At 43.4% G+C, this 22,818-nt stretch carries 22 protein-coding genes and 2 pseudogenes; 3 read left to right on the top strand and 21 right to left on the bottom strand.

The window, feature by feature from the left end:
- Positions 1-282: 282 nt before the first annotated feature.
- The 6 genes and pseudogenes from AC4PHM_RS04110 to AC4PHM_RS04135 form a co-directional block, all read right to left on the bottom strand.
- A complete protein-coding gene (locus AC4PHM_RS04110; RefSeq protein WP_330583804.1) occupies positions 283-1,107 on the bottom strand; it encodes a ZIP family metal transporter in 825 nt (274 codons plus the stop codon).
- Between the two features lie 123 nt (positions 1,108-1,230).
- Positions 1,231-1,503 (bottom strand): HI0074 family nucleotidyltransferase substrate-binding subunit, encoded by a 273-nt coding sequence (locus AC4PHM_RS04115; RefSeq protein WP_492019634.1) that lies wholly within the window; start codon positions 1,501-1,503, stop codon positions 1,231-1,233.
- Between the two features lie 19 nt (positions 1,504-1,522).
- Positions 1,523-1,645, bottom strand: coding sequence for a hypothetical protein (locus tag AC4PHM_RS04120; RefSeq protein ID WP_492019635.1), 123 nt, complete (start codon positions 1,643-1,645; stop codon positions 1,523-1,525).
- Between the two features lie 301 nt (positions 1,646-1,946).
- Positions 1,947-2,233: pseudogene (locus AC4PHM_RS04125) on the bottom strand (Txe/YoeB family addiction module toxin).
- On the bottom strand, positions 2,205-2,483 hold the full coding sequence (locus AC4PHM_RS04130; RefSeq protein ID WP_492019636.1) for a type II toxin-antitoxin system RelB/DinJ family antitoxin: 279 nt from the start codon (positions 2,481-2,483) through the stop codon (positions 2,205-2,207). Before AC4PHM_RS04130 ends, AC4PHM_RS04125 begins: the two are co-directional and overlap by 29 nt.
- Before the next feature lie 70 nt (positions 2,484-2,553).
- Positions 2,554-2,706 carry a hypothetical protein gene (locus AC4PHM_RS04135; RefSeq protein WP_492019637.1) on the bottom strand — a complete coding sequence of 51 codons (153 nt, stop codon included), beginning with the start codon at positions 2,704-2,706 and terminating at the stop codon, positions 2,554-2,556.
- A 359-nt stretch (positions 2,707-3,065) separates the two neighbouring features.
- On the opposite strand from AC4PHM_RS04135, the gene AC4PHM_RS04140 reads away from it, so the two are divergent.
- From AC4PHM_RS04140 to AC4PHM_RS04150, 3 genes and pseudogenes are all read left to right on the top strand, one after another.
- Positions 3,066-3,380, top strand: a complete 315-nt coding sequence (locus tag AC4PHM_RS04140; RefSeq protein ID WP_492019638.1) for a helix-turn-helix domain-containing protein — start codon at positions 3,066-3,068, stop codon at positions 3,378-3,380.
- A 66-nt stretch (positions 3,381-3,446) separates the two neighbouring features.
- Positions 3,447-4,367, top strand: a pseudogene (locus tag AC4PHM_RS04145) (IS30 family transposase); the annotation flags it as partial.
- 722 nt (positions 4,368-5,089) lie between these two features.
- On the top strand, positions 5,090-5,950 hold the full coding sequence (locus AC4PHM_RS04150; RefSeq protein ID WP_492019639.1) for an integrase core domain-containing protein: 861 nt from the start codon (positions 5,090-5,092) through the stop codon (positions 5,948-5,950).
- 480 nt (positions 5,951-6,430) lie between these two features.
- On the opposite strand, the gene AC4PHM_RS04155 is transcribed toward AC4PHM_RS04150, so the two are convergent.
- The 15 genes from AC4PHM_RS04155 to AC4PHM_RS04225 all read right to left on the bottom strand — a co-directional run bounded on the left by AC4PHM_RS04155 (position 6,431) and on the right by AC4PHM_RS04225 (position 22,755).
- Positions 6,431-7,471 (bottom strand): InlB B-repeat-containing protein, encoded by a 1,041-nt coding sequence (locus tag AC4PHM_RS04155; protein ID WP_492019640.1) that lies wholly within the window; start codon positions 7,469-7,471, stop codon positions 6,431-6,433.
- 279 nt (positions 7,472-7,750) lie between these two features.
- Entirely contained in the window at positions 7,751-8,236 is a 486-nt protein-coding gene (locus AC4PHM_RS04160; protein ID WP_492019641.1) for a prepilin-type N-terminal cleavage/methylation domain-containing protein, read from the bottom strand.
- Between the two features lie 30 nt (positions 8,237-8,266).
- Positions 8,267-8,953 carry a prepilin-type N-terminal cleavage/methylation domain-containing protein gene (locus AC4PHM_RS04165; protein ID WP_492019642.1) on the bottom strand — a complete coding sequence of 229 codons (687 nt, stop codon included), beginning with the start codon at positions 8,951-8,953 and terminating at the stop codon, positions 8,267-8,269.
- 31 nt (positions 8,954-8,984) lie between these two features.
- Positions 8,985-10,352, bottom strand: a complete 1,368-nt coding sequence (locus tag AC4PHM_RS04170) for a hypothetical protein (RefSeq protein ID WP_492019643.1) — start codon at positions 10,350-10,352, stop codon at positions 8,985-8,987.
- A gap of 363 nt (positions 10,353-10,715) precedes the next feature.
- Positions 10,716-11,123 (bottom strand): prepilin-type N-terminal cleavage/methylation domain-containing protein, encoded by a 408-nt coding sequence (locus AC4PHM_RS04175; RefSeq protein ID WP_492019644.1) that lies wholly within the window; start codon positions 11,121-11,123, stop codon positions 10,716-10,718.
- 747 nt (positions 11,124-11,870) lie between these two features.
- The gene (locus tag AC4PHM_RS04180; RefSeq protein ID WP_492019645.1) at positions 11,871-12,635 is read right to left on the bottom strand and encodes a sigma-70 family RNA polymerase sigma factor; all 765 of its coding nucleotides are present in this window, start codon (positions 12,633-12,635) and stop codon (positions 11,871-11,873) included.
- 16 nt (positions 12,636-12,651) lie between these two features.
- A complete protein-coding gene (locus AC4PHM_RS04185) occupies positions 12,652-13,857 on the bottom strand; it encodes a type II secretion system F family protein (RefSeq protein ID WP_492019646.1) in 1,206 nt (401 codons plus the stop codon).
- Positions 13,858-13,871: 14 nt separating this feature from the next.
- Positions 13,872-14,933 (bottom strand): type IV pilus twitching motility protein PilT, encoded by a 1,062-nt coding sequence (locus AC4PHM_RS04190; RefSeq protein ID WP_330583807.1) that lies wholly within the window; start codon positions 14,931-14,933, stop codon positions 13,872-13,874.
- Between the two features lie 13 nt (positions 14,934-14,946).
- Positions 14,947-16,629 carry a type II secretion system ATPase GspE gene (gene gspE / locus AC4PHM_RS04195; protein WP_492019647.1) on the bottom strand — a complete coding sequence of 561 codons (1,683 nt, stop codon included), beginning with the start codon at positions 16,627-16,629 and terminating at the stop codon, positions 14,947-14,949.
- 43 nt (positions 16,630-16,672) lie between these two features.
- On the bottom strand, positions 16,673-17,860 hold the full coding sequence (locus AC4PHM_RS04200; protein WP_492019648.1) for an S-layer homology domain-containing protein: 1,188 nt from the start codon (positions 17,858-17,860) through the stop codon (positions 16,673-16,675).
- Positions 17,847-18,419, bottom strand: coding sequence for a PilN domain-containing protein (locus tag AC4PHM_RS04205; RefSeq protein ID WP_492019649.1), 573 nt, complete (start codon positions 18,417-18,419; stop codon positions 17,847-17,849). Before AC4PHM_RS04205 ends, AC4PHM_RS04200 begins: the two co-directional genes overlap by 14 nt.
- 12 nt (positions 18,420-18,431) lie before the next feature.
- A complete protein-coding gene (gene pilM / locus AC4PHM_RS04210; protein ID WP_492019650.1) occupies positions 18,432-19,535 on the bottom strand; it encodes a pilus assembly protein PilM in 1,104 nt (367 codons plus the stop codon).
- Positions 19,536-19,551: 16 nt separating this feature from the next.
- Entirely contained in the window at positions 19,552-20,322 is a 771-nt protein-coding gene (locus AC4PHM_RS04215) for a prepilin peptidase (RefSeq protein ID WP_492019651.1), read from the bottom strand.
- 561 nt (positions 20,323-20,883) lie between these two features.
- Positions 20,884-21,513 carry a uridine kinase gene (gene udk / locus AC4PHM_RS04220; protein WP_492019652.1) on the bottom strand — a complete coding sequence of 210 codons (630 nt, stop codon included), beginning with the start codon at positions 21,511-21,513 and terminating at the stop codon, positions 20,884-20,886.
- A 6-nt stretch (positions 21,514-21,519) separates the two neighbouring features.
- A complete protein-coding gene (locus tag AC4PHM_RS04225) occupies positions 21,520-22,755 on the bottom strand; it encodes a peptidase U32 family protein (protein WP_492019653.1) in 1,236 nt (411 codons plus the stop codon).
- Positions 22,756-22,818: the final 63 nt, after the last annotated feature.

Consider the following 22,818-nt stretch of genomic DNA (forward strand, 5'->3'; position numbering starts at 1 on the left):
AAAGCTGTGGATGCACCACACAATTGACATAATCCAGCGGACTATGCGAATTAGTGACTACTTGGACGAATAGAAAAGCAGCCTCCATGATAAAATTCCTAAGAGGCTACACGAAGATTTGTGATAAATTCTAACTCATTTCATCATCTTCACCATTTTTACCTGGTGACAGCTGTGAAGTAAATGAAGTTGATTTTGCAGATATCATGTGATTTGAAATATGTCAAAATATTTGCACGTTAGTGTTCCGAAGAAGGTACAGGCGGTCAACTTTACGCTCCCCTACCCCAGCGCCACATCCAGCATCATCATGATGCTGAAGCCCACCAGTGCCCCAAGCGTCGCGATATCTGTTTTAGAGCCCCCTTCGTCATGCTGCGCCTCCGGGATCAGCTCTTCAATGACCACATAAATCATTGCGCCTGCCGCAAATGCCAGTGCATAGGGTAAAATGGAGCGGATCCTGAGAACCGCGAAGGCACCAATTACGCCCGCAATTGGTTCCACAATGCCGGAAGCCTGGCCGTACAAAAAGGCTTTTGTCCTGCTGAAACCTTCGCGCCTCAGTGGAATCGATACCGCCGCCCCTTCAGGAAAGTTCTGCAGTCCAATGCCTATTGACAGCGCCACCGCGCCGGCCAAGGTAGCCCCGGAAATACTGCCGCTGGCTGCCGCGCCAAACGCGACGCCTACCGCCAAACCTTCCGGGATATTGTGAAGTGTTATGGCAAGCACCAGCAGCACGCTTCTGTGCCAGGAAGTCTTAGGACCTTCCGCTTTTTCAGTGTCAAGTCCAAGATGAAGGTGCGGCATCAGCTTGTCCACCGCGTATAAGAAACCCCCGCCCAGAAGAAATCCCGTCACGGCGGTGATCCAGGCTACTTGTCCCAGCTCTTCCGCCATAGCGATCCCCGGCGCCAGAAGCGACCAAAAACTCGCCGCGATCATGACACCTGCCGCAAAGCCCAGCATGCCGTTAAGCACCGTCTTATTGATGCTTTTGAAGAAGAAAACGAGACCAGCACCTAAGGCCGTAACGCCATAGGTAAACAAAGTTCCAATCAAAGCCTGCTGTACCGGATGAAATTGTGCGAAAAATGTCAGCATGACGGTTCCTCCCTCAGGGTAATTTGGCAGAACGTGAGAGCCAGAGTGAATTGGCTGAACGCTTCCTATGAATTTAGATCCTTGCTATCCTTTGTACATTTTCACTTAAGCCATATTTCATGATCATTCACTCTCTTTTTCTCTTTGATGCATCAATTTGTCTTTTAACATAATAAACTCGCAGAAATAGTGATCATGTATTAACGTAATGATCTCGTCTGCCGTTACTTTGTTATAAGTAAAACTCGTAAGATTTCTACTCTTAATCATTTCCATCCATAGTTCACCATTTTCTATCAAACAAAGCTGGAAAGATTCTCTGACAACATCTCTTGGTCCATACAAGTCAACTGCTCCTCTGGACAATAGGAAATCTTTCAATGTTTTCCAGGCCAATTCATGAATATAAAAACACTTAAATAACGCCTTGTCTTTTTAAATTTGAAAGCTGCTTCTTATTCATAATTTCAATAGTCTCATTTAATTGACTCAACGCTTTGCGATAATTATCAAATCTTTGATGCCAACGAATGTCCATACCAAACCTCTACATCAATACGATATGATAATTACATTATACCAAGTTAAACTGCTTCAACAACTACTAACGGCATATTAAGCTAGGGGGATTCGAACAGTTATCCCTATTCATGTCGAAAACAAAAACAGGCTGCCGATGGTCATTATACAACCATCGGCAGCCAAATTACATTGCTTTTCATTATAAAATACTGTGCCAGTCACGTCTGAAAAACAGACCTAGATTAAAATCTAAGAGTCAAATACCTCGCTAATCGACATCGTTATGGTTTATTTACCGGTTGTAAATTTCTTAAACTTCATTTGTCACGATAATGTGATCCGCATTGTGCAATAATTATCTGCTCTCCATCAACTCGATAAACTATCCGGTTATTATCGTCTATTCGACTACTTCAAAATCCTTTATAATCGTACTTTAAAGGCTCTGGTTTTCCTATGCCGTCATAGCCATTTCTATTTATATCTTGAAAAGTAAATTAATTCGTTTTAATGTTCTTTTATCCTGTGATTGCCAATACAAATAATCTTCCCAGCCTTCAGGTGTGAACGCTACATTATTCACGTTCCATCTCCTCGAGTTCATCCATGGACTTGACGATTAAATTACTATCATCAAGTTGTGCTATAGTTTTTTTAAGTCTAGCCAAATTTGCGTCACTATAGAACGGATCATCATTCAGCGCAATCTCGAATGGAATCCTACGCTCTCTTAAAACGGCTTTAGCAAAAAGATTAATCGCAACAGAAGTGTTCATACCTACTTCTGCACAAAAGGCGTCAAATTGTTTTTTAATATTCTCATCCATTCTCACACTTAATGTGGTTTGTGCCATCTAAATCACCGCTTTCTATTTATGTGCATATTATAGCACATATCACATACAAATTAAATACAACGTCACACTATATGTCGCCATCAGAAATCCTTTGTTTAATATCCTTCATAACATCTTGAAGTAGACGTTTCTTTTCAGCTTTGACAGTTGCTCTTCCTTCGTCTAATAATCGATAGAGTTCTAACTTGCCACAAAGTGCATCATAAGTCTCAATGCTCATTAGCGCTAAATCTCCCTGTCCGTTTTTGTAATAAATACAGGTTCATTGTTTTCGTGGCAGAAATTAGAGATCTCATTGTAATTATTACGCAGATCAGTACTTGATTTAATGATTGGTATAGTTTCACCTCTTTCTCTTTCTTTCTCTTTCTTTAACTCTAAAGAAATTATACCTTTATTTCTTTAGAGTGTAAATTTAAAGCTTTTGTGTAAATAACCGCCAGCGTGCAAATAGCATTTCTTCTTTTGTCGTTAAATGAAAAAGTAAGTTCCGTTTATAATGGTTCTGCGGAAGTTACTATTGCAGAAGTGTAGTACACTAAGTGAGATATCTATCCTGAGGAATCAGGAGATGACATATTGACAACTAGCAGGAGGGACAAAGGTAAGCACCTAACGAGTGAAGACAGGCATTTTATTGAAGATGCTTTAAATGAGAACTACACACTAAAATTGATAGCTGAGCGATTGGGCAAAGACCCAACGACTGTTTCTAAAGAAGTCAAAAAAAATCGAAGCGCTAGTCTTCATAAGAAAGACAACATGAAGGTCAGCTGCAGCAATCGCAAAGAATGTAATCAAAAAAGTCTCTGTAGCGCTTCGTGTAATCGGTTGTGTAAGAAATGTACTACTATGAATTGTTACAAGCATTGTCCAAATTACGAGGTGAAGTAATGCCCTCAATTATCGCATTTTCCTCACGTTTGTAATGGCTGCAGACAAAAAACAAACTGTTTTCAAGAGAAACATCACTACCGCGCTAAAGTTGCACAAGCCAACTACAAGGATGTTTTGAAATCTTGCAGAGAAGGCAATGGTATGACTTCTGATGAGCTTAACACGCTCGATGTGTTGATCTCTCCGCTTATATTAAAAGGACAATCCATAGCCCATATCTATACGCACCACAAGCATGAAATCAGTTGCTCAGAACGTACACTTTATAACTACTTTGAGATGAATGCCTTCGCCGCCAGAAACATTGATTTACCTAGAAAAGTTCGTTATAAGCCACGAAAAAAGGCCAGGGTTCCAAAGAAAAGTGGGGCTTATAGAGTCGGTCGAACTTATGAGGATTTCAATGCATATATAGATGCTAATCCGGGAACGTCGGTGGTTGAAATGGATACCGTGATTGGCAGAAAAGGCGGTAAAGTACTCCTCACTTTGTTCTTCCGTAACTGTTCTTTGATGATAGCTCTGTTATTAGATTCATGCTCACAAGCTTGTGTTCTAGACGCCATTGACGCTATTTATGATGCGATTGGCAATCCCATTTTTAAGTCGTGCTTTCCCGTAATACTAACGGATAATGGATCGGAGTTTCAGGCGCCTCATGCCTTAGAGCACGACGCTCATGGTAATGAACGGACAAAGCTTTTTTATTGCGAGCCTATGGCGTCCTATCAAAAACCACATATTGAGAAGAATCACGAGTTTATTCGCTATGTCATCCCAAAGGGAAAAACGTTTGATCATCTAACACAGGACAAAATAACGCTTTTGATCAATCATATTAACAGTGTCTCAAGATCAGGCTTGAACAGCCACACGCCTTTTAAATTGGCTCAACTACTTCTAAATGAATCATTGATAGAATCGCTCTCTTTAAAACTGATTCCACCTGATGAGGTTCATTTAAAGCCTGCACTTTTAAAATAAAAAGCCAACAAAAACACGGATAGATATCGCCGGAATTTAGTGTTGCAAATAGTAGACCGGCGGAACTTACTCATGCAGAAGTAATCTGATGGTCCAATTATCATGCAAAAATTTCAAGATTTTTCGCTGATTTGTATCAATTAGATGCCTTTTAAACCTTGGAAAGTAGCCGCATTTGATGAATAAAACGGTGTTTACCCTTGCAATGGCAATAGCTTTAAGGAAACGGAACTTAGTTTTTCAATCAACGTTTCTTCTTTTGTAAGTTCTTCTTTTGTATAATTAATGCTGCAAAAAAAATACGACTAACAGTGCCATAAATGATGATTTAGGGAATAGTTGACAGCATTTAAGATATGGCACTTCCTTTGTTGTTTAGTATCCATCTGTGTGGGATATAATAATTCTTACACCATGCAATTTGTTTGAGTTTAACTGGATACACATAAAAACTGTCAAACAACTAGAAAGGATGGTATATTTATGAGACTGAGAGAAAAAATTGATTATTGTTGGGAATGGTCACGCTATATATACTTTTATATCATATCGTATTTTAAGACGTGTAAACATTTAAGACAACAAAATCTTGCACTTATGAGTCAACTGGCACTGTATGATCAGCAAGTTCTTAATCATAAAAAAAAAAACCAAAATCAACAATAGCATTTCAACAATTATGGGTGAGACTTTTTAGAAAGTATGATTATTGGGAATCTGATATGAAAGTTTATAAACGCTTGACGGTAATCAGATGGCACGAAGCAGCAGCTAAAAAATTATGGGCACAAAAATCAAGAAAAAGAGGTAGACCCAGAATTTCAGCTGAGATGATTGCATTAATAAAACAGTTTAACGAAGACAATCCTTTGTTATCTCCTGAAAAAATATATGAAAAGATAAGAATATTAGGAATTGCAGATCTACCCTCGCCCAATACCATTAGAAAATATATGTCAATAATTAGAAAATCGCCAACTGAACAGCAACGCATAAACTTCTTAATTTTTCTAAGAAATTATGCCACAGCCTCAGTTTCCTGTGGGATGGATTTTTTCGTTGTAACAACACTGACTTTTCAACGATTGTACGTGTTCGTAATGATAGAACATGGTTCACGTCAAATTAAGCATACTGCTATTACTAAAAATCCAAATTCAGCTTGGGTCATTCAGCAACTTAGAAATGCTACACCATATGGAGATTGTCCAAAGTATTTATTTCATGATAATGATTCTACTTTCACCTCAAAAGAATTTCAGGAATTTTTAAAAGTTTCGTCAATAAAGTCGGTAAAAACTTCGATTAAATCTCCTTGGCAAAATCCTTATGCAGAACGTGTGATTGGTACAATTCGTCGAGATCTGCTCGATCACATTATACCAATTAATGAAAACCATCTTGAAAAACTTCTAACCGAATATATTCAAAAATACTACAATCCTCATAGAACCCATCAGGGATTGAACGGCAATACTCCAATACCTTCGCCGGATTATCCTAAGACTTTACTCAAAGATACGGTGTTGATTAGTGAGCCTATACTTGGTGGGTTATATCATATCTATAGAAAAATAGCTTAATGTAAAATAATTACATCAAGCTATTTCTTCATTGACCTCTTCCATTCCCATTTAATGCTTAAATAAGAACATATTGAGAATATTTTTTTAGATATAATCTACCATATAATAGATACTATAGCACTATATAACATTTCGAATTTGTATCTTCAGTTAATTATTCAAAAATTGATTTATTGCGAGGGACAACCAGAAACCATATTATCTCTTTATTAGAATTAATTTCAAGAAAACAACCTCCGATACTTGGAGGTTGTTCTACTTATATTGAATTGTAAAACAATTTCTTGAACTTCACTATTTATACCAGTCACCGCCAGTGAAGTTAATGAAGTTGTTTTTGGTGAAAACAAATAATATAAGACTTCTTAAAAAATTTGTACGTTGGTGATCCGAAAATCGTGACAGGTACGGAAACGGCAGGTACGAAAACGTCCGGATAAACATTTTGTAACACATATGATATGCTGCCATTATAAGTTAGAAAGTGACATTTGGAATGTTATAACTGATGCCAGATGATGTGGTTCCTGAAACAGTTGCAGTTAATGAATTTGGAACTGGTTCATCTTTTTGTTTCACTGATTTTGATAGTTGCCCCTGGTTATATGTTGTACCATCGCTTAACTGAATCACTACATTCACTTTGACTGTCCAAATTCTACTTCCACCTGCACCCCCATCATGAGTAACAGTTCTATTACTAGTTGTCGCACCAGTAGCAGTTATTTGGCTCCACTGCGCCGTAACCGTCATACCGCCTTCTGGCATAGTCCCTAGAAGTGCAGGACTCCAACCTGTGAACGTATATCCTGACCTAGTAGGCGCTGCTGGCGCTGAAATAGGTGATCCGACTGCTTGGGTGATACTTGAAATTGTACTTCCATCAAAGTTCTTAAGCGTAATAGTCGCCATATTAGCAGTCCATTGCGCTGTTACAAAGAGATTATTCGATGGCATAGTTGCAGGAACTGCAGGATTCCATCCGCTGAATGTATACCCTGATTTAGTCGGGTTCGCTGGTGTGGCTATTGGTTTGCCAACTTCGAGTGTTATGCTTTGAACCGAACTACCGCCGTCGCTGTCGAATGTGATGGTGTATTCGACAACTGCTGGTGGATCATCTGGTTCTTCAGGATCACCTGGATCACTTGGATCATCAGGCGGATCCGATTCAGCTCCACCACCACCAGAATTAATAACTGTAACAGTTCCAGTTGAAGGATCATATGCAAAATTGTTCGCTGGATTAATAGGTGCAATTGTCTTATTCAAATGTTCCCCAGGTACATTGAAAGACTCAAGTGAAGCAGGAAAACTATTGGTTTGTGCCTGAATTGCATGAGCTGTTTTTGTAAGAATCCGAGCATTTGCATTATCAACACTATTTTTTGCGACTGTTGTAAACCCCGCATAACGCGGTATAGCGATCATTGCCAAGATGCCAAGCACTGCGATGACGATGATGATCTCTACTAATGTGAAGCCTGCGATTTTGGTCCTCTTAGCATTATTTATCAAATGACCACCCCACTGAGATCTCTTGGATAAAACAATGAGTCAATCGATTAGGATTGGCTCATTGTCATTTAGAATTTGAATTGTAGAACAATTTCATCATTTTCGCCGTTAAAACCTGGTACCGGAATTGCTATTTTTCGAAAAACAATCGCTTAAAGTGTTGGAAATAGTAGGTTCTACTTGAAGCAACTTCACCCTCTTCGCCGATGGTTCCAGGAACGGCACCTACGCCGACGGATCCAGGAACGGTTCCTAGGTTCCAGAATGATAGCCTTGAAACTATGGATTGTTGAAAACTGCTACATTGTAATTTGTATTGGCTGGAAATAAGGTTGGATTAATTATGGAATTCAATAAACCAACCTCTGTAGTCAAGTCGAAAGTTTGATTTGTTTTTGTATGAGTTATTACCACTGTAAAACTAACTAATTTAGGATTACTAGTTGTTCTAAATGTTATAGTATAATTGAACTTACTCTCATCAATGGCTGCAAAAACAGTAATTAAATTACTAGTTTGAATGCAATTTGTACCACCATATGTGTTAGCAAATTGTAGATCATTTGAAAACCTGATTTTTTCAGTGACATTATCAGATATCATTCGTGCATCAAATTGCATTTGTGATTTAATAGATCCCCTTGTGAACATATTTAAACCAAAATCAAAATTTGAATATGCAACTAGAATAACCAATGACATTAAAGCAATTACAATGACAACTTCAATAAGAGTTAATCCCATTTTATTTTTATAATTTGGCATCTGGATCCACTCCTTATTGAAAAACGTTTATTAATTACCGATTATGATATTTCCACTTGCTGGAATTGTAATGCTAAAATCTCTGAAAGCAGTATTAACGTCATAAGTTGCAGTCAATTTAATTGTGCCAGTTCTTGTTGCATTATTGTGGCGTGTTATTCGTATTCTTTGTGGAGGACCAGTTTCAATAAACATATAATTACCTTGAGCGCTTTCAGCACTTGTAAAGGTATAAACAATACCTGAATCCTCGGGTACAATATTCAAATATGCAATAGTGGCACTTGGATTATCTAAATATGCACTTAGATTGATTTGTGACAACTTCTGATTTAAATCTGGACCACCGCCACCTCCGCTCCCTCCTCCACCATTTGGAGGGGCTGGCGTTGTTGTATACGGTCTAAATCCAACCAATTCAGATTGTTGCCCTGCAATTGCAGCACTATTGCCTGTCTCAAAAATACCCGGAGGTGCAATTGATACGCCAGTATCAAATGTAAATACAATGGTATCTTCGGTTTCGGTTGTTGGAGTTATTAGTTTTTCTTCAATATTTTTCTGCTCAGATACATTAGCTTCTGATTTGAATCCTGCGCGTGCTATCCATGAAAAACCAGATGAAAAAGCTGTGATTAGTGTTATGAACAATATTCCAATAATCGCTAAAGAAATAATAATTTCAATTAATGTAAATCCGTTCTTTTGTTTAATCATAAATATCAGCCTTCCTATGCAAAACAGAGTATTAAGGCCGTTTCCAATCACTAACTTTATAGCCTAAACTTGGCAGGCCAAGATCTTTACCAAATAAACCTTCAAAATCAGGATATGTTAGAACTGTTGAGTTCTCCAGTACAACCTTGTTAGCTATAATTGAGCCAGTATATTCATTACTATTTCTAACAATTACTTCACTATATGGGCCAATTATCATAGCATTCTGCTCAGGGTTACTACTAGTTTTCAAGATCATTCTCTTAACTTGATTACTCGCATATACAATAAAATTACCCATTCGCGTCGTGGAAGTGGCTTGAATTTCTCCATCCACTCTCAATGCACCATAGTTTGTATTGTTTGGAGCATTTAAAGGTAAGTCAGGTCCATTAAGCAAAATAAACACTCTACCATCACTTGGTGCATGTACTGTAATTGAAGACTGGTTTGGAATGATCAAAGAATTAAACATTAAGAATAAATCTTGACTGGAATCATTAACAACATTTACGTTAACTTGAGTGCCAAAATCTATTGCTCCAAACGCAATGCCTTTTGCTGTTAATGTATCATTGCCAACAGTTCTTGTGAATTGATAAGCATTGGATAATGCACTAGAGTTGATGACCAACCCATTGCTGAAGACAAGGTCAGCATCATTAGCATCATCTAATGGATCATTATTCAATTTTAATCCTGATGGATAGGAATAATATGAGCTTGAAGGAGCTGGCTTAAAAACATTGGTATAGGCATTAACAAATGGTGTTGGATCCCCAGTTTCAGGGCGACTATCATAAATGTCACCAATATAATTGGCGGTATTGTTATTATATGCTGTACCTCCAGCAACAAAAGGTGCGCCGTTGCCATCTGCTACTGCACTGTTATTTAAGTTAATATCCGTAAAAGAAAAAATTGCTGTGTCAAAATATCTCCTTTCAGATAACCTTAAAGTAATTTTTCTTGTTACATCACGAAACTTTCCAATTGCATTAACACGAACATCTGATTCAGTGCCACTAATTCTATTTAGTTCTAACTGATATTCGAAAAGATCGTTAACGACATCATTGCTATCATCCAATGTATGCCAACCGCTAGCCGGAGCTTTTATTGAGCTTGAATTGTTCATAATTCTCTCAATAAGCTCTTCCCTAACATCTAGCTCATCAGCCTCAAGTGGTACTGGCCAATCCCTAATATACGCTGTGAAGGCGTTGGCTGCTGAGAGAGAAACATAATTGGCTTGTTGCATATCTTCTTGTTTCTTGGCTAGTTTTGTTTCGCTTGAACTTATAGACAATAAGGATAATCCTAGTATAAAAAGGACGACGGATACCATCAGGACAATGACAAGTGTTGCGCCCCTGTTATTTAAAAAGACTCTCTTCATTGAAAATGCCCCCCACTAGATTACATATTTAGGCAACTGGTTTTAGTCTATTATCAACACATCAAAAATACAAAATAATAGATGTGAGAATTATCATAATTAGTTGTTGACAATGCATTCTATTTACTTAATATACAAAGTCTCCGGTGCTTAAGCCAATTACTTTGAATTAACTTGTCGCACCGGAGTTTTAGGATTTATACCGATTGAATTCAAACAATTTCACTAACTTCGTTATTTGTACCTGGTACTGAAATGTGGATTTTGTAAGTGTTATTCTCTCAAAGTATTGAAATGACTAAATTCTAAAACATCAAATCAACCAATTTTGTTAACGGTTTTAGGTATGGAATATCTTCAACTCTAGTTTGTAGGGTATACAACTGCAGCTACGCCAGCAAGTGTAACTTCAAATTGATTAGCAGTAGCATCATATGTTAGACCCCAATCAGCAGCAGTACCAGTCGTCGCATCTGGATGTTGAGGAACAAGGTCAGCAGCAACAATTAATCCTGCACCAGTTAAATCAGCAATATCCACTCCCGCTCTTTCGGTATCGTTAAGACCATTGGATGCAGCAAACATTTCTGCTGATTTTGCAATAATTGCAGCCGTTTCATTATCAGCTGCTAGAGCAGCCGATTCTCTAAACCCACCCAACCTCGGAATCGCAATCAGCGCCAAAATCGCAAGAATCGCAATAACCACAATCAGTTCAATCAACGTGAAGCCTTTTCTGTTATGAAGTCTCTTATTGAAAAATCTTAACATGTAAAACACCATCCTTCTCTCAAATAGTTTTTTTACTTGCCTCTCGTAATCACTTATCTCTGTTCTGTACCACTTCCAACCTTGAAACATTAATACCCATATTTCAGCCCCCACAAACCATTAACATAACATTATTGTGGGCATTCCAACCAACCACTTTTTCTCCGCTTCCACCCCCTTAACCTTATTATTAGCTGTTGATTCTGAATGCTTTGCTGGATGTTTTAAAAATGGCGACTCCCCCTTCTCTTCTCTTTTTTCTCTCAATGTTCTTAAGGAAAGAAGTAAGTTAGCAGTACCATCCAAACTCAGTCCCGATCGCGCCCAGCCGACCCTAAAGCACTAATTTATATCAGAGAGCTATGTTGTTGCTTCATCATAAGCAGCTGACCACATTGAGTTATTGCTTGCTGCTACTCCACAACTTCTTCAATATCTGACATTTATTAATGCTTTAGAATAGGCTGGGCGAAGTCCCAGCCAACCAATTGGCACCTGGGATCCATCAATCAGGAACTGGCCTCTCTCAACGATCATCCGCTTCTGACATTCTTGACTAAGTTATACCTGCGAGATTTGATCTCAGACACGGATCGACCGTATTCTTTAAAATTATTTTACTTTTATTTCAACATAAGCTTTTTAATGCCTTTATTCCCTACAAAAAAAGGTTTTGATGGAGAAAATGTAACTCCATATCTACAGAATCCTTGGATTTAAGCGTTTCGGCAACTACCAAATGCCCTCTCACCCAACCCATCGCCCCCCACTCAATTTCTTCAGGTCAATGGGCTCTTCAACCTCATCATCAGCGATCTCCTCTCCCATCCTCTCAAGACTTTCCTTCTTGATCCGGCTCACCTTCTTCTGCGTGAGTCCGGTCCGGTCAGCCACTTCCTGCTGGGAGAGATCCTGGAAGAACAGCATCCGGATCACTTTTCTCTGCAAATCACTTAATCTTTTCATCGCCTGTGCCAGCACAATCCTATCCTCGATAGGCAACCTAAAGGATTCATACTCCGTACTGTGAATCTTCGACGTATCAATCTCATCAAAGCTCACAAGACCCGCTTTCATGACCTCTAAAATTGCACTTTCCCTGACCTTAAGCTTCTCTGCGATATAAGCCACAGAAGGCACTTCGCCTTGATCTCTCAAGTGCTCATCCATCACCCTGTCCACCTTACCCTGTAACTCGACAATACACCCAGGACGGTAAAAGGATGCCTGTTTCCTCACAAGATGCCGGATTTCCCCCATGATGCAGTGAGACGCATAGGTGGCGAAGCTGGCTTCTTTTGTTTGGTCAAAATTCTTCAGTGCTTTCATGAGTCCCAAGTAACCCGTTTGAGTGAGATCATCTCGATCGCAGCCTTTGCCATAGAGATGTGCATAGTAACGGATCAGCTTCTCAGCGGATTGCATGACCGTTTTAAGTGATTCGTCATCCAGCCGGACGAAATAGCGCTGTGCCGCTTCATCTAATGATAATAAGGCTTCATTCTCACTCATGTGACTCAACCACTTTCTATTGTACCGTCTTCAGCATGTCAAACATTGGCATCATCATAGAGATGACTATGAAGCCAACTATGACACCCATGACGACGATCATCATTGGTTCCATAAAGGTCAGGAGGCGCTGGACCTCGGTTTCCACTTCCTCATCAAAGAAGTTCGCGGTTTTGTCCAGGATGTCATCCAGCGTGCCGGACTCTTCACCAATCTTGATCATATTGTCCACCATTGGTGGAAAATGTCCTGTTTTTCGGATTGGGACAGAAAGGGCGACGCCTTTTCTGACGTCTTCCTTGGACTCGATAATACTCTCTGCCACAACGGTATTGCCAACGGCACCGGCGACGTTTTCCATGGCCTGAAGGAGTGGGATCCCACTGGCAAGCAGGGTGGAAAGCGTACGGCAGAATCTGGCGCTGATAACTTTTCGGGTGAGGCCTTTGTAGAGCGGAAGACGCAGCTTATAGCGGTCCACCGTTCTTCTGCCTTCCACCGTGGAAGCAAAGCGTTTGAAGAGATAGACTGCACCCAGAATAACGAGGGCGTAGATATACCAGAAGTTGCGGAAAGAGTTGCTGATGGCCAGGAGGAGCCTGGTCGGTGCCGGAAGGGGCACGCCGCTGCCCTCAAACATGCTGAGGAAGGTCGGCATGACGAAGGTTAGGAGGAAAACGACCACCAGAGTCGCTACCACCGACAGCACTGCCGGATAAACCATAGCGCTCTTGACCTTGTTGTTGACCTTGAATTCCTTCTCATAGTGGGTCGCCATGCGCTCCATGACTATGTCCAGACTTCCGCTGGCCTCCCCTGCGGCGACCATATAGGTCATCAGGTTCGGGAACACGTCATTGTGCTTTTCCATAGCTTCCGAGAAGGTGTAGCCCTTCTGGACGTCCTCATACAGGTCACTGATGACTTGCTTGAATTTCTTATGCTCCGTTTGCTGTCTTAAGATATCCAGAGTGTTGACTATGGTGACGCCGGCGTTCAGCATGGTGGAAAACTGCCTTCCGAAGACAGCGATTTGCTTGATGCTAACCTTGTTTAAGAAGTTGATGTCCTTCAGATCCTTCTGAATGACTTCTTCGACACTGATGGGGTAATACTGCCGTTCCTTCAGCCTGACGATCATCTCGCCATGGGTATTGGCGGTCTCAGTGCCTTCCAAAGTGGCGCCGTTCGGTGTTAGAGCCTTAAACTTGTAAACTGGCACTGCGCATCACTCCTTTAATAGATGGTGCCCAGCTGGCCTTTGACATAGTCGTAATCCATAGCGTGGGACTGGCAGGAATCACGGGAGATGACCCCCTGCTTGTAAAGGCTGAGAAGCGAGTTGTCCATGGTCTGCATGCCAAACTTGCCGCCGGTTTGAATATTCGTTTGGATTTGATGGGTTTTGCCTTCGCGGATCAGGTTGCGGATAGCGTTGGTGGAGGTCATGACCTCAAAGGCGCCTACCCTGCCCTTCACTGCTTTTTTGGACAGCAGCTGCTGGGAGATGATGCCTTCAATGACCGCCGCCAGCTGAACTTTGATCTGCTCCTGCTGGTACGGCGGGAAGACGTCGATAATACGGTCCATGGTGTTGGCAGCGCCCAGGGTATGCAGTGTGGAGAGCACCAAGTGGCCCGTCTCAGCGGCGGTGACGGCAATGGAGATGGTCTCAAGGTCCCGCATCTCGCCGACCAGAATGACATCCGGGTCTTCACGAAGGGCGGCTCTCAGGCCGTTGCCGAAGCTTCCGGTATCCGCGCCGACTTCCCTTTGGTTGACAATGGATTTGTTGTGCTTGTGGAGATACTCAATGGGATCCTCCAGGGTCAGGATGTGACAGCTGCGCTCAGCATTGATCAAGTCGATCATGGACGCAAGCGTAGTGGATTTACCGGAACCCGTTGGTCCCGTGACCAGGATCAGGCCTCTTTTCTTTCTGGCCAGATCTGAAACCACTGGTGGAAGTCCCAGTTCTTCAAGGCTTGGAATCCGGCCGTAGACGACCCGGAAGGCAAGTCCGTAGCTGCCTCTTTGACGGTAGGCATTGACACGGAAACGTCCAACATTGGGATAAGAGAAGGAATAGTCAAGCTCCCCTTTGTCCTCGAGGACTTCAAACTGGTGACTCTTCATGGTCTCTTTGACCATGGACAAGGTATCATCCGGCGTCAGCGGCGTGTCCGTCAGTTTGACAAGCTCACCGTCCAGGCGCATGATGGGCGGTTGCCCAACAGTAATATGAAGGTCTGAGGCCTTACTTTTGACGGCCTGGTCGAGATAGGTTAATACGCTCATCACTTTCACCCTCCTAGTCGAGAGAGTACGTCATCCTCATGAGTTCATCCACAGTCGTGACGCCCTCCAGAACGAGCTGCTTACAGCTTTCTCTCAGTGTGGTCATACCGTGCTGAAGCGCGACGGTTTTAATCTGATCAATGGGTTGATGTGCATCAATCATGGATTTGATCTCATCATACATCGGCAGAATCTCATGGATAGCGATCCGGCCCTTATAACCCGTGTGGTTGCAAACGTTGCAGCCTTTTCCTTTGTGAAGCAGCTCACCGTTGTTCATGCCTAAGAGTGCCTTTTCCTTGATGCCCGGCTCATAAGTGGTCTTGCAGTTATAGCAGACCCGCTTGACAAGACGCTGGGCCATGATTCCGACCACGGAGCTGGAGACCATGAAGGGCTCAATGCCCATGTCCATGAGACGCGAAATGGTGGAGACGGAGTCGTTGGTATGGATGGTGCTGAGCACCAAGTGACCGGTGATGGCCGCGCGGACCGCAATCTGCGCTGTTTCCTGGTCCCGGATCTCACCGATCATGATGATGTCCGGGTCCTGACGTAAGATAGAGCGGAGACCGCTGGCGAAAGTCAGACCTGCTTTGACGTTGACCTGTGACTGGTTGACGCCGTTAAGCCGATACTCAACCGGATCCTCGACGGTGATGATATTTCGGTTAATTTGATTCAGTTCGTTTAGTGTCGCGTATAGCGAGGTGGTTTTACCGGAACCCGTTGGGCCGGTGACCAAAATAATGCCGTGTGGATGTTGAATAATTTTTTCATAAAGCTCCAGGTTTTTTTCGGTAAAGCCCAGCTCATTTTTGGTGAGAAGCACACTGCTGCGGTCCAGGAGACGAATAACGACTTTTTCGCCGTAGACCGTTGGCATGACGGAAATACGCATGTCGACTTCCTTGCCGTCAATGACCATTTCAACACGGCCGTCCTGTGGGACGCGCTTTTCAGCAATATTCATCTTGCCCATGATCTTGATCCGGGTGACAATGGCCGAGTGGCTGATCTTTTCCGGGCTCATGATCTCCTGAAGCTCGCCGTCCAGTCGGAAGCGGATTCTCAGATTCCGTTCCAGAGGCTCAATGTGAATGTCACTGGCTTTCAGCTTGATGGCCTGTTTAATGACGGAGTTCAAGAGCTTGACCACCGGCGCGTTTTCCACGTTGGCCAGGACTTCGTCATCCATAAACTCAGAGAAGTCGGAGGCGTAGGTTTCGCTGAATTCCTCCAGCGCTTTCTCAGCGCTCTCCTTCTCATAGTAGAGCCCTATGGCGTTGATGATCTCAAGCCGTGTGGAAATGACCGGTTCTACGTTCATGCCTGTCGCCAGCTTGATGTCGTCAATGGCAAAGATGTTCAGCGGATCCGCCATGGCCACCGTCAGGACATTGTCTTTGTGCTTGATGGGAATCAGCACGTGACGGCGGGCCAGCTTCTCAGAAATCATCCGGGGCACTTCAGGTGGGATATAGGTTTTCTCAAGCTCGACGTTGGGAATCCCAAGCTGGAATTCCAGGGCATCCGAGATTTGGCTCTCATCCACATGCCCCAGCTCAATCAGGACTTCACCGATCTTGCGGCCGCTCTTTTTTTGAATTTCAAGGGCACTTTCAAGCTGATCCGGTGTGATCAGTCCAACGTCGATCAGCAAATCTCCGAGACGCCTGTTTCTCGATTTTTTCATGTGTTTGCCTCCGGTTAGTGGTGCTCTGGTGTACTTTTTTAAGTTACTGAGGAACTGTATTAAGGAAATAAACGGCTTCAGCCCGGGTCATGGACGCGGTTTTGTCTGTAAGGCCAGCGGAAACGTGGCCGGTTGCCGCCTGAATCTTAGCTGCTTCTGTTGTCCAGGTAAAATCCGGCTGTTCCAAAACTTTCTGCATGACCAGATCAAACTCCTCATAAGTGATAGGGTTGTTTGGTCTCAGGGTGCCGTCTTCGTAGCCTATGATAAATTCACTGAGGAAGCCTTTAAAGATGGCCTTTGCCATGACGCTTTCATAGCGTCCAAGCTCCATATAGTCCGTGAATTTCGTCAGGTCTACCGGTTGTGCCGGCGTTGGCCACTCAAATAGGCCGTCCAGCAGTATAATGAGCTCTCCGCGAGTCAGTGGCGCGTCTGGATAGAATAAGTTGTTGGCGTCGCCGTAGACTAAGCGCTTGCTGCCAAAGTTGTCTATGGCGTTTTCCGCCCAGTGCCCTGCAATATCCGCGAACTTCACATAGGCTGTCTGCGCTGCCACCAGGCTGTCACTCTTCATGAGGTAGCGGGTGCCTATAAACGGTTCCCCAGGAAGCGCCGTAAACGGATTGCCTTTGACAAAGGTGTCGCGGTTGAACCAAACCACCAGATTATCCGCGGCTTTGGTCATGTCTGACAAGTCGTGGAGGTCCATGGAAATTTGACCGGACAGACGCGTCGTTTCTCCTTTCGCCATGTTGAGTCCCGACACCATGATGCGATTGTCAAACTTCCAGATGGCTTTCAGCAGGTTCCACAGAGACGTATATTCGCCTTCGTACGCCACCTGAACTGTTTGCAGCTTCGCCTGGCCGCCTTCGATTTCAAGCATTTGAGGTTCCGCGAAATTCAGGGAAACGTCTCTGACCCCCGGTGTCTTCAACAATTCGTTGAACAGGAGAATGATTTCTTCCTGCTCTTCTACCAAACTAAAGTACTTGCTGCCGATGGTCTGGATTTCCCCATCCAGCGCCGACCACTCCGTATTGAGCTGAACCAGTGTCTGATCTATGGTTTCGAGCTCGGCTTTCTTGGCCTGCCATTCATTTCGTACCGCTTCCTTCTCGTCCAGCGCGGCCCACTGCGGGGTGACGATATACTTGAAGGTGAAGTAGCCTATGACGGCGAACAGGAGGACAAGGAGGAGGAGTTTTTCACGATTAGTTAGCCGCATCTTCACCCGCTCCTTTCACTCTCAAGGTCATGGTGAAATCATAGAAACCGGTTTCGGTGTTGTTGATGCTTCTGACCAGAAGGTTCTCGAAACGGTCAGTATTCCTCAAATTGTATTCGAGTTCCGCTATAGCAGGCTTATTTGTTGCCGAACCGGAAATTTGAATTTCCTTGCCCGGATTGAGGGCCATGTTTTTGACCTCAAGGTCTTTCGGCACGGTGCTCATCAAACTGAATAGAAACGCTTCATCCAGCCATTCCTGGCCGGTGAGGACGACATCCATTTTCTTGAGAACTTCAAGTCTGACTTTGCCGTCCGCGATGCCCGCCCTTAGCATGTCTGCTTCAGCAAGGAGCGGATAGTTGGGATCATTCAGGACGTCCGCTTCCAAAGACTTGATCTCCGCATCCATCATAAAGCTGCGGACCAGGTTGAAGACCGGGAGCGCGGCGACCAAAAGGACGAGGAGCGCGATGATCAGCGGATAATTGACATTGCTGGTACTGCTGCTCTTCTTATTCCGATCCACGTAGGGTTCAAAAAAGTTATAATCTCTCATCTGTTTCGCCCCCTATCGACGGATCATAGCCCCAAGCGCATTGACAAAAGGCATCATGGTCTTGGAGGTGGAGTTTTGAACCGTCACGTTGGTGATTTGACGAATCCTGGTCGTCGGGATATTGAAGCTGTCCTGGATGTATTTATCCAGGCCTTCCATTTGAGAAGCTCCGCCGTAAATATAGATCTTGTCAATAGCGTTGCCGGTGCTGCGTGTAGTATGGAACTTGAAGATCCGCTCAATTTCATTGATCCAGGTATCCACCACATTTTTGACAATGTTGCGGATCCTCATGGTCTCTTCGTCCAGCATCAGCAGGTGCGCTTCTTCCTGAGTGTAGACTTCGCTGATGTCCACCAGCGTAATCTTCTTCTCTTCTGCTTCCCGCTTCGTATAGTCCAGGAAGCTGATAAGGTTGTGGTCAATGGCTTCAGAGCCTTGAGTAATCAAACGGTTGAACTTGTATTGTCCCTTGTCGAACATGACCACGTTGATGTGGCTGTAGCCAAAGTCGATCACCGCCACGGATTTGGAGTTGAAGTCCGGGTCGCCGTTGATCAAAAAACCACCTTGAAGCAGCTTGTCAATGGAGTTGGATTGAAGGTCCAGGACATGGGCATTGAGATCGACTCCGTGAAGCAGATCAAAATAGCTTCTGGCCATTTCCTTAGGCATGGCAGCCGCCAGGAGTCTGGTCTTTTTGACATTATCTTCCTCGAAGGTCTCAATGATCTTGGACTGAACAATGTAGTCGTTCATTTCTATGGGCATATACTGCTGGACTTCGAATTCCAGCATTTTATCCATCTGATCCTCATTGGTCGTAGGGAGGGTGATTTCCCTCGTGATAATTTCATTGTTCTCGACCGAGCAAATGACATAGGCTGGCTTAATTTTTTCGTTTTTAATGAATTCTTTGAAGTGATTTTTGAGCAGCTCGAAATCAATAATGCGTCCCTTTTCAACACTTCCAAACGGCGTAGGAATTTCAAGTGCCCGGTCAATAGTCATGGAAGACTTGCTGACCTTTCCAAGAACGAACTTCGTCGTATGCTGACCGAAGTCCAGCGACAAAATGTCTTTTCCCTGGAGTTTGACTTCTTTAGGCTTCTTCATCACGACAGCCCCCCTCTCATGCGGATAAGTTCAAATACCAAGTGATGAGTTCATTGCCAAATAGTGAGGTTAAATATGCAGCCAGTGCTATGAAAGGACCAAAGGGAATCGCTTCCTTTCTGCCTTTGATTTTAAATGCGAGCAGTGCTACAGAGATCAGAGCGCCGCTGACAAACGAGAGCATCATGAGAAGAAGCAGGTGCTGCCAGCCGAACCATAGTCCGAGGACCGCCATGAGCTTAATGTCTCCCCCGCCCATGCCGCCTTTCGAGACGACTGCTATGAGGAGAAAGAGTCCACCTCCGAGGAGAAACCCGATGCCTCTGGGGATCAGAGCCTCCAACCCTTCAGTGGGTACAATGACTGCAGCCAGGTAAATTAGACCAACGATACCAAGGATCAAAGTCAACCCATCCGGAATAATCTGAAGATCGTAGTCGATCATGGTCATGACAATCAGGATGAAGGTCATAATGGCAAAGAAGGCAAAATAAAGATTAAATCCGAGTCGGTGAAACTGGAAGGTGACGAGAAGTGCTGTCATCAGTTCCACCAGAGGGTATCTCGCGGAGATCTTCTCGCCGCAGGTGCGGCATTTCCCGCCGAGAGCTATGTAACTGAAAAGCGGGATCAGCTCATAGGCTTTGAGCTTGGTGTCACAGCTGGTACAGTGGGATCCCGGGAAAACAATGGACATCTCTCTGGGAATTCTGTAGATGCAGACATTCAGGAAAGACCCGACCAGCAGACTGTAAATGAAAACGAGGATGTAGAGTGCGATTTCCAAGGTAACCTCCTGATGTTTTTGTTATGATGACACTCTATGCAAGATTATTCCCATTTTTAAGCGTTTTAATTAAAAACATTAAAAAGATCAAAGGATGAAATTAGAACGTCTAAACTGGAATTGGTTTAGAAAATAAAGTTTGTCACGATTAATGTCAACTTTTAACTTATATTCGCTTTTTATTCCCAAATTCCTTTTTAATTAACATAAAAACTAATAATATTTTTCCTAATTTCAAATATATTTACTCGTTACGAGAAGGTTTTAGGAAAAAACAGGAATGATGGGGTGACTCTCCATTTTTAAGAAGTTTTTCACACTTATTTACAAGTTGTTAATTGTCGAAAAAACACCTGAAAGTCTTATCTTTAGCGAACTTTACCTCATTATAGAACAATATGAACAAAATACAAGGGATTTTTATTTAATAAATCCATAATATTATGTAAAAAGCTATAAGCAAAATAAAACCTCCTATAGAAAATTTCTATAGGAGGATTGGTTTATTGTTGAACGTACAAATGTTTTGAATGTCGTTTGATTATGTTAATAGGACTGATTTTACTGGTATTTGTCTGAAATAACTTGCCTAACTTTAGAAACCATGATGTCTATAGCGACCTTGTTATAGCCGCCTTCCGGGATGATCAGATCCGCATATTTTTTCATAGGTTCAATGAATTGATCGTGGGCAGGCTTGACGGTGGTCAGGTACTGTTTGATCACCGCATCCAGGGTTCTGCCACGCTCTTCAATGTCTCGAACAATGCGGCGGATGATCCGCACATCCGCGTCCGTGTCTACAAAGATTTTGATATCCATGAGTTCTCGGAGGCGCCTATCCTCCAGGATCATGATCCCTTCCAGGATGATGATGTCCTTGGGTTCAATTTTGACGGTCTCTTTGATTCGGTTGTGAATAGAGAAATCATACTGAGGCTGATAAATCGACTTGCCATCCAACAGGCTCTTCAGCTGTTCGATCAACAGATCGTTGTCAAAGGCGAGCGGATGATCGTAATTGGTCTTGACACGGTCTTCAAAGCTGAGACTGGACTGATCTTTGTAATACGCGTCCTGCATAATAATGGCGATGTTCTTTTCTGGCAGAGACTCAAAAATTGCTCTTGCCACGGTGCTTTTACCGGAACCCGTTCCCCCTGCAATGCCAATCAGAATCGGTCGACTCATTACCCTTCAGTCCCCTTCCCTTTCACGTCTTAGAATATCCAGCGGCTGAACCGGCTGATCCATCTTCATTTTAAGCATCATTTGAGCGTGGGGCGCGCTGTCTATAGGCTCGTCCTTTTCATTCAGCATGATTTCAATTTTTTGATGGTAGTCGCTATTTGCCTGCCGCATGACTTCGATTTCTTCGCCAATCAGCATACGGTTTCGCTGCTCAATGGTGGCCAGTTTGGTCTCGGGATCATAGTCCCGAACGACGCCCACAAAGTCATAGCCCCTAACATAGCTGGAATTGTGGTAGAGCTGGTCATTTTTATCCGGTTTGTCAAAGAAGAAGCCAGTGGTAAATTCGCGGTGGCTGGCCTTTTGAATTTCCTTCAGATCCTCAGGATCGAAGGTATAGTGCTCAGGATCCGCGAAATAACGGTCGATGGCGCGTCTGTAAACTCTGATGATATTCGCAACATAGTAGATGCTCTTCATGCGGCCTTCAATTTTGAGGCTGACGAGGCCGGACTGAATGAGCTCTGGGATGAAGCCAATCATGCAGAGATCTTTAGAGTTGAAGAAGAAGGTGCCCTGATCTGTTTCTTCCACGGGATAAAACTCGTTGGGGCGCTTCTCTTCCACGAGCCTGTATTTCCATCTGCAGGCCTGGGCACAGTCCCCACGGTTGGCGTCGCGATCTGCCATATAATTGGACAGAAGACATCTGCCGGAATAGGAAATGCACATGGCGCCGTGAATGAAGGACTCGAATTCCAGATCCTCCGGGGATTTTGAGATGGTCTCTTTAATTTCGTTAAAGGAGAGCTCCCTCGCCAGAATGACTCTGGAGACCCCTTGGGCATGCCAGAACTTGGCGCTCATGAAGTTTGTATTGTTGGCCTGAGTACTCAGGTGGATTTCATAGTTGGGCAGCTTTTCCTTGATCATCATCATAGTGCCGGGATCTGACAGGATCAGGGCGTCAAAGGGAATCTTGCCAATATCCTCAATGTAGGCTTCCAGCTGCGCCAGATCCTCATTGTGTGGAATGATGTTGAGGGTCAGATAGACCTTTTTGCCGCGTTCATGGGCATAGGCGACGCCTGCCTGCATGTCTTCAAAGGAGAAGTTTTTGGCACTGGCGCGAAGGCCAAAGGTCTGCCCGCCAATATAAACGGCATCTGCGCCGTAGTGAAGGGCAAATTTTAGTTTTTCCAGGTCGCCGGCCGGGGCGAGGAGTTCGGGTTTATTGGGCATGGGTGGAATCCTTCTTTCAGTGGGATGATAATGGGATACGGTGTGCGATAAGATAATAGTTCT

Source organism: Acidaminobacter sp. QWL-03 (genome assembly GCF_058683855.1).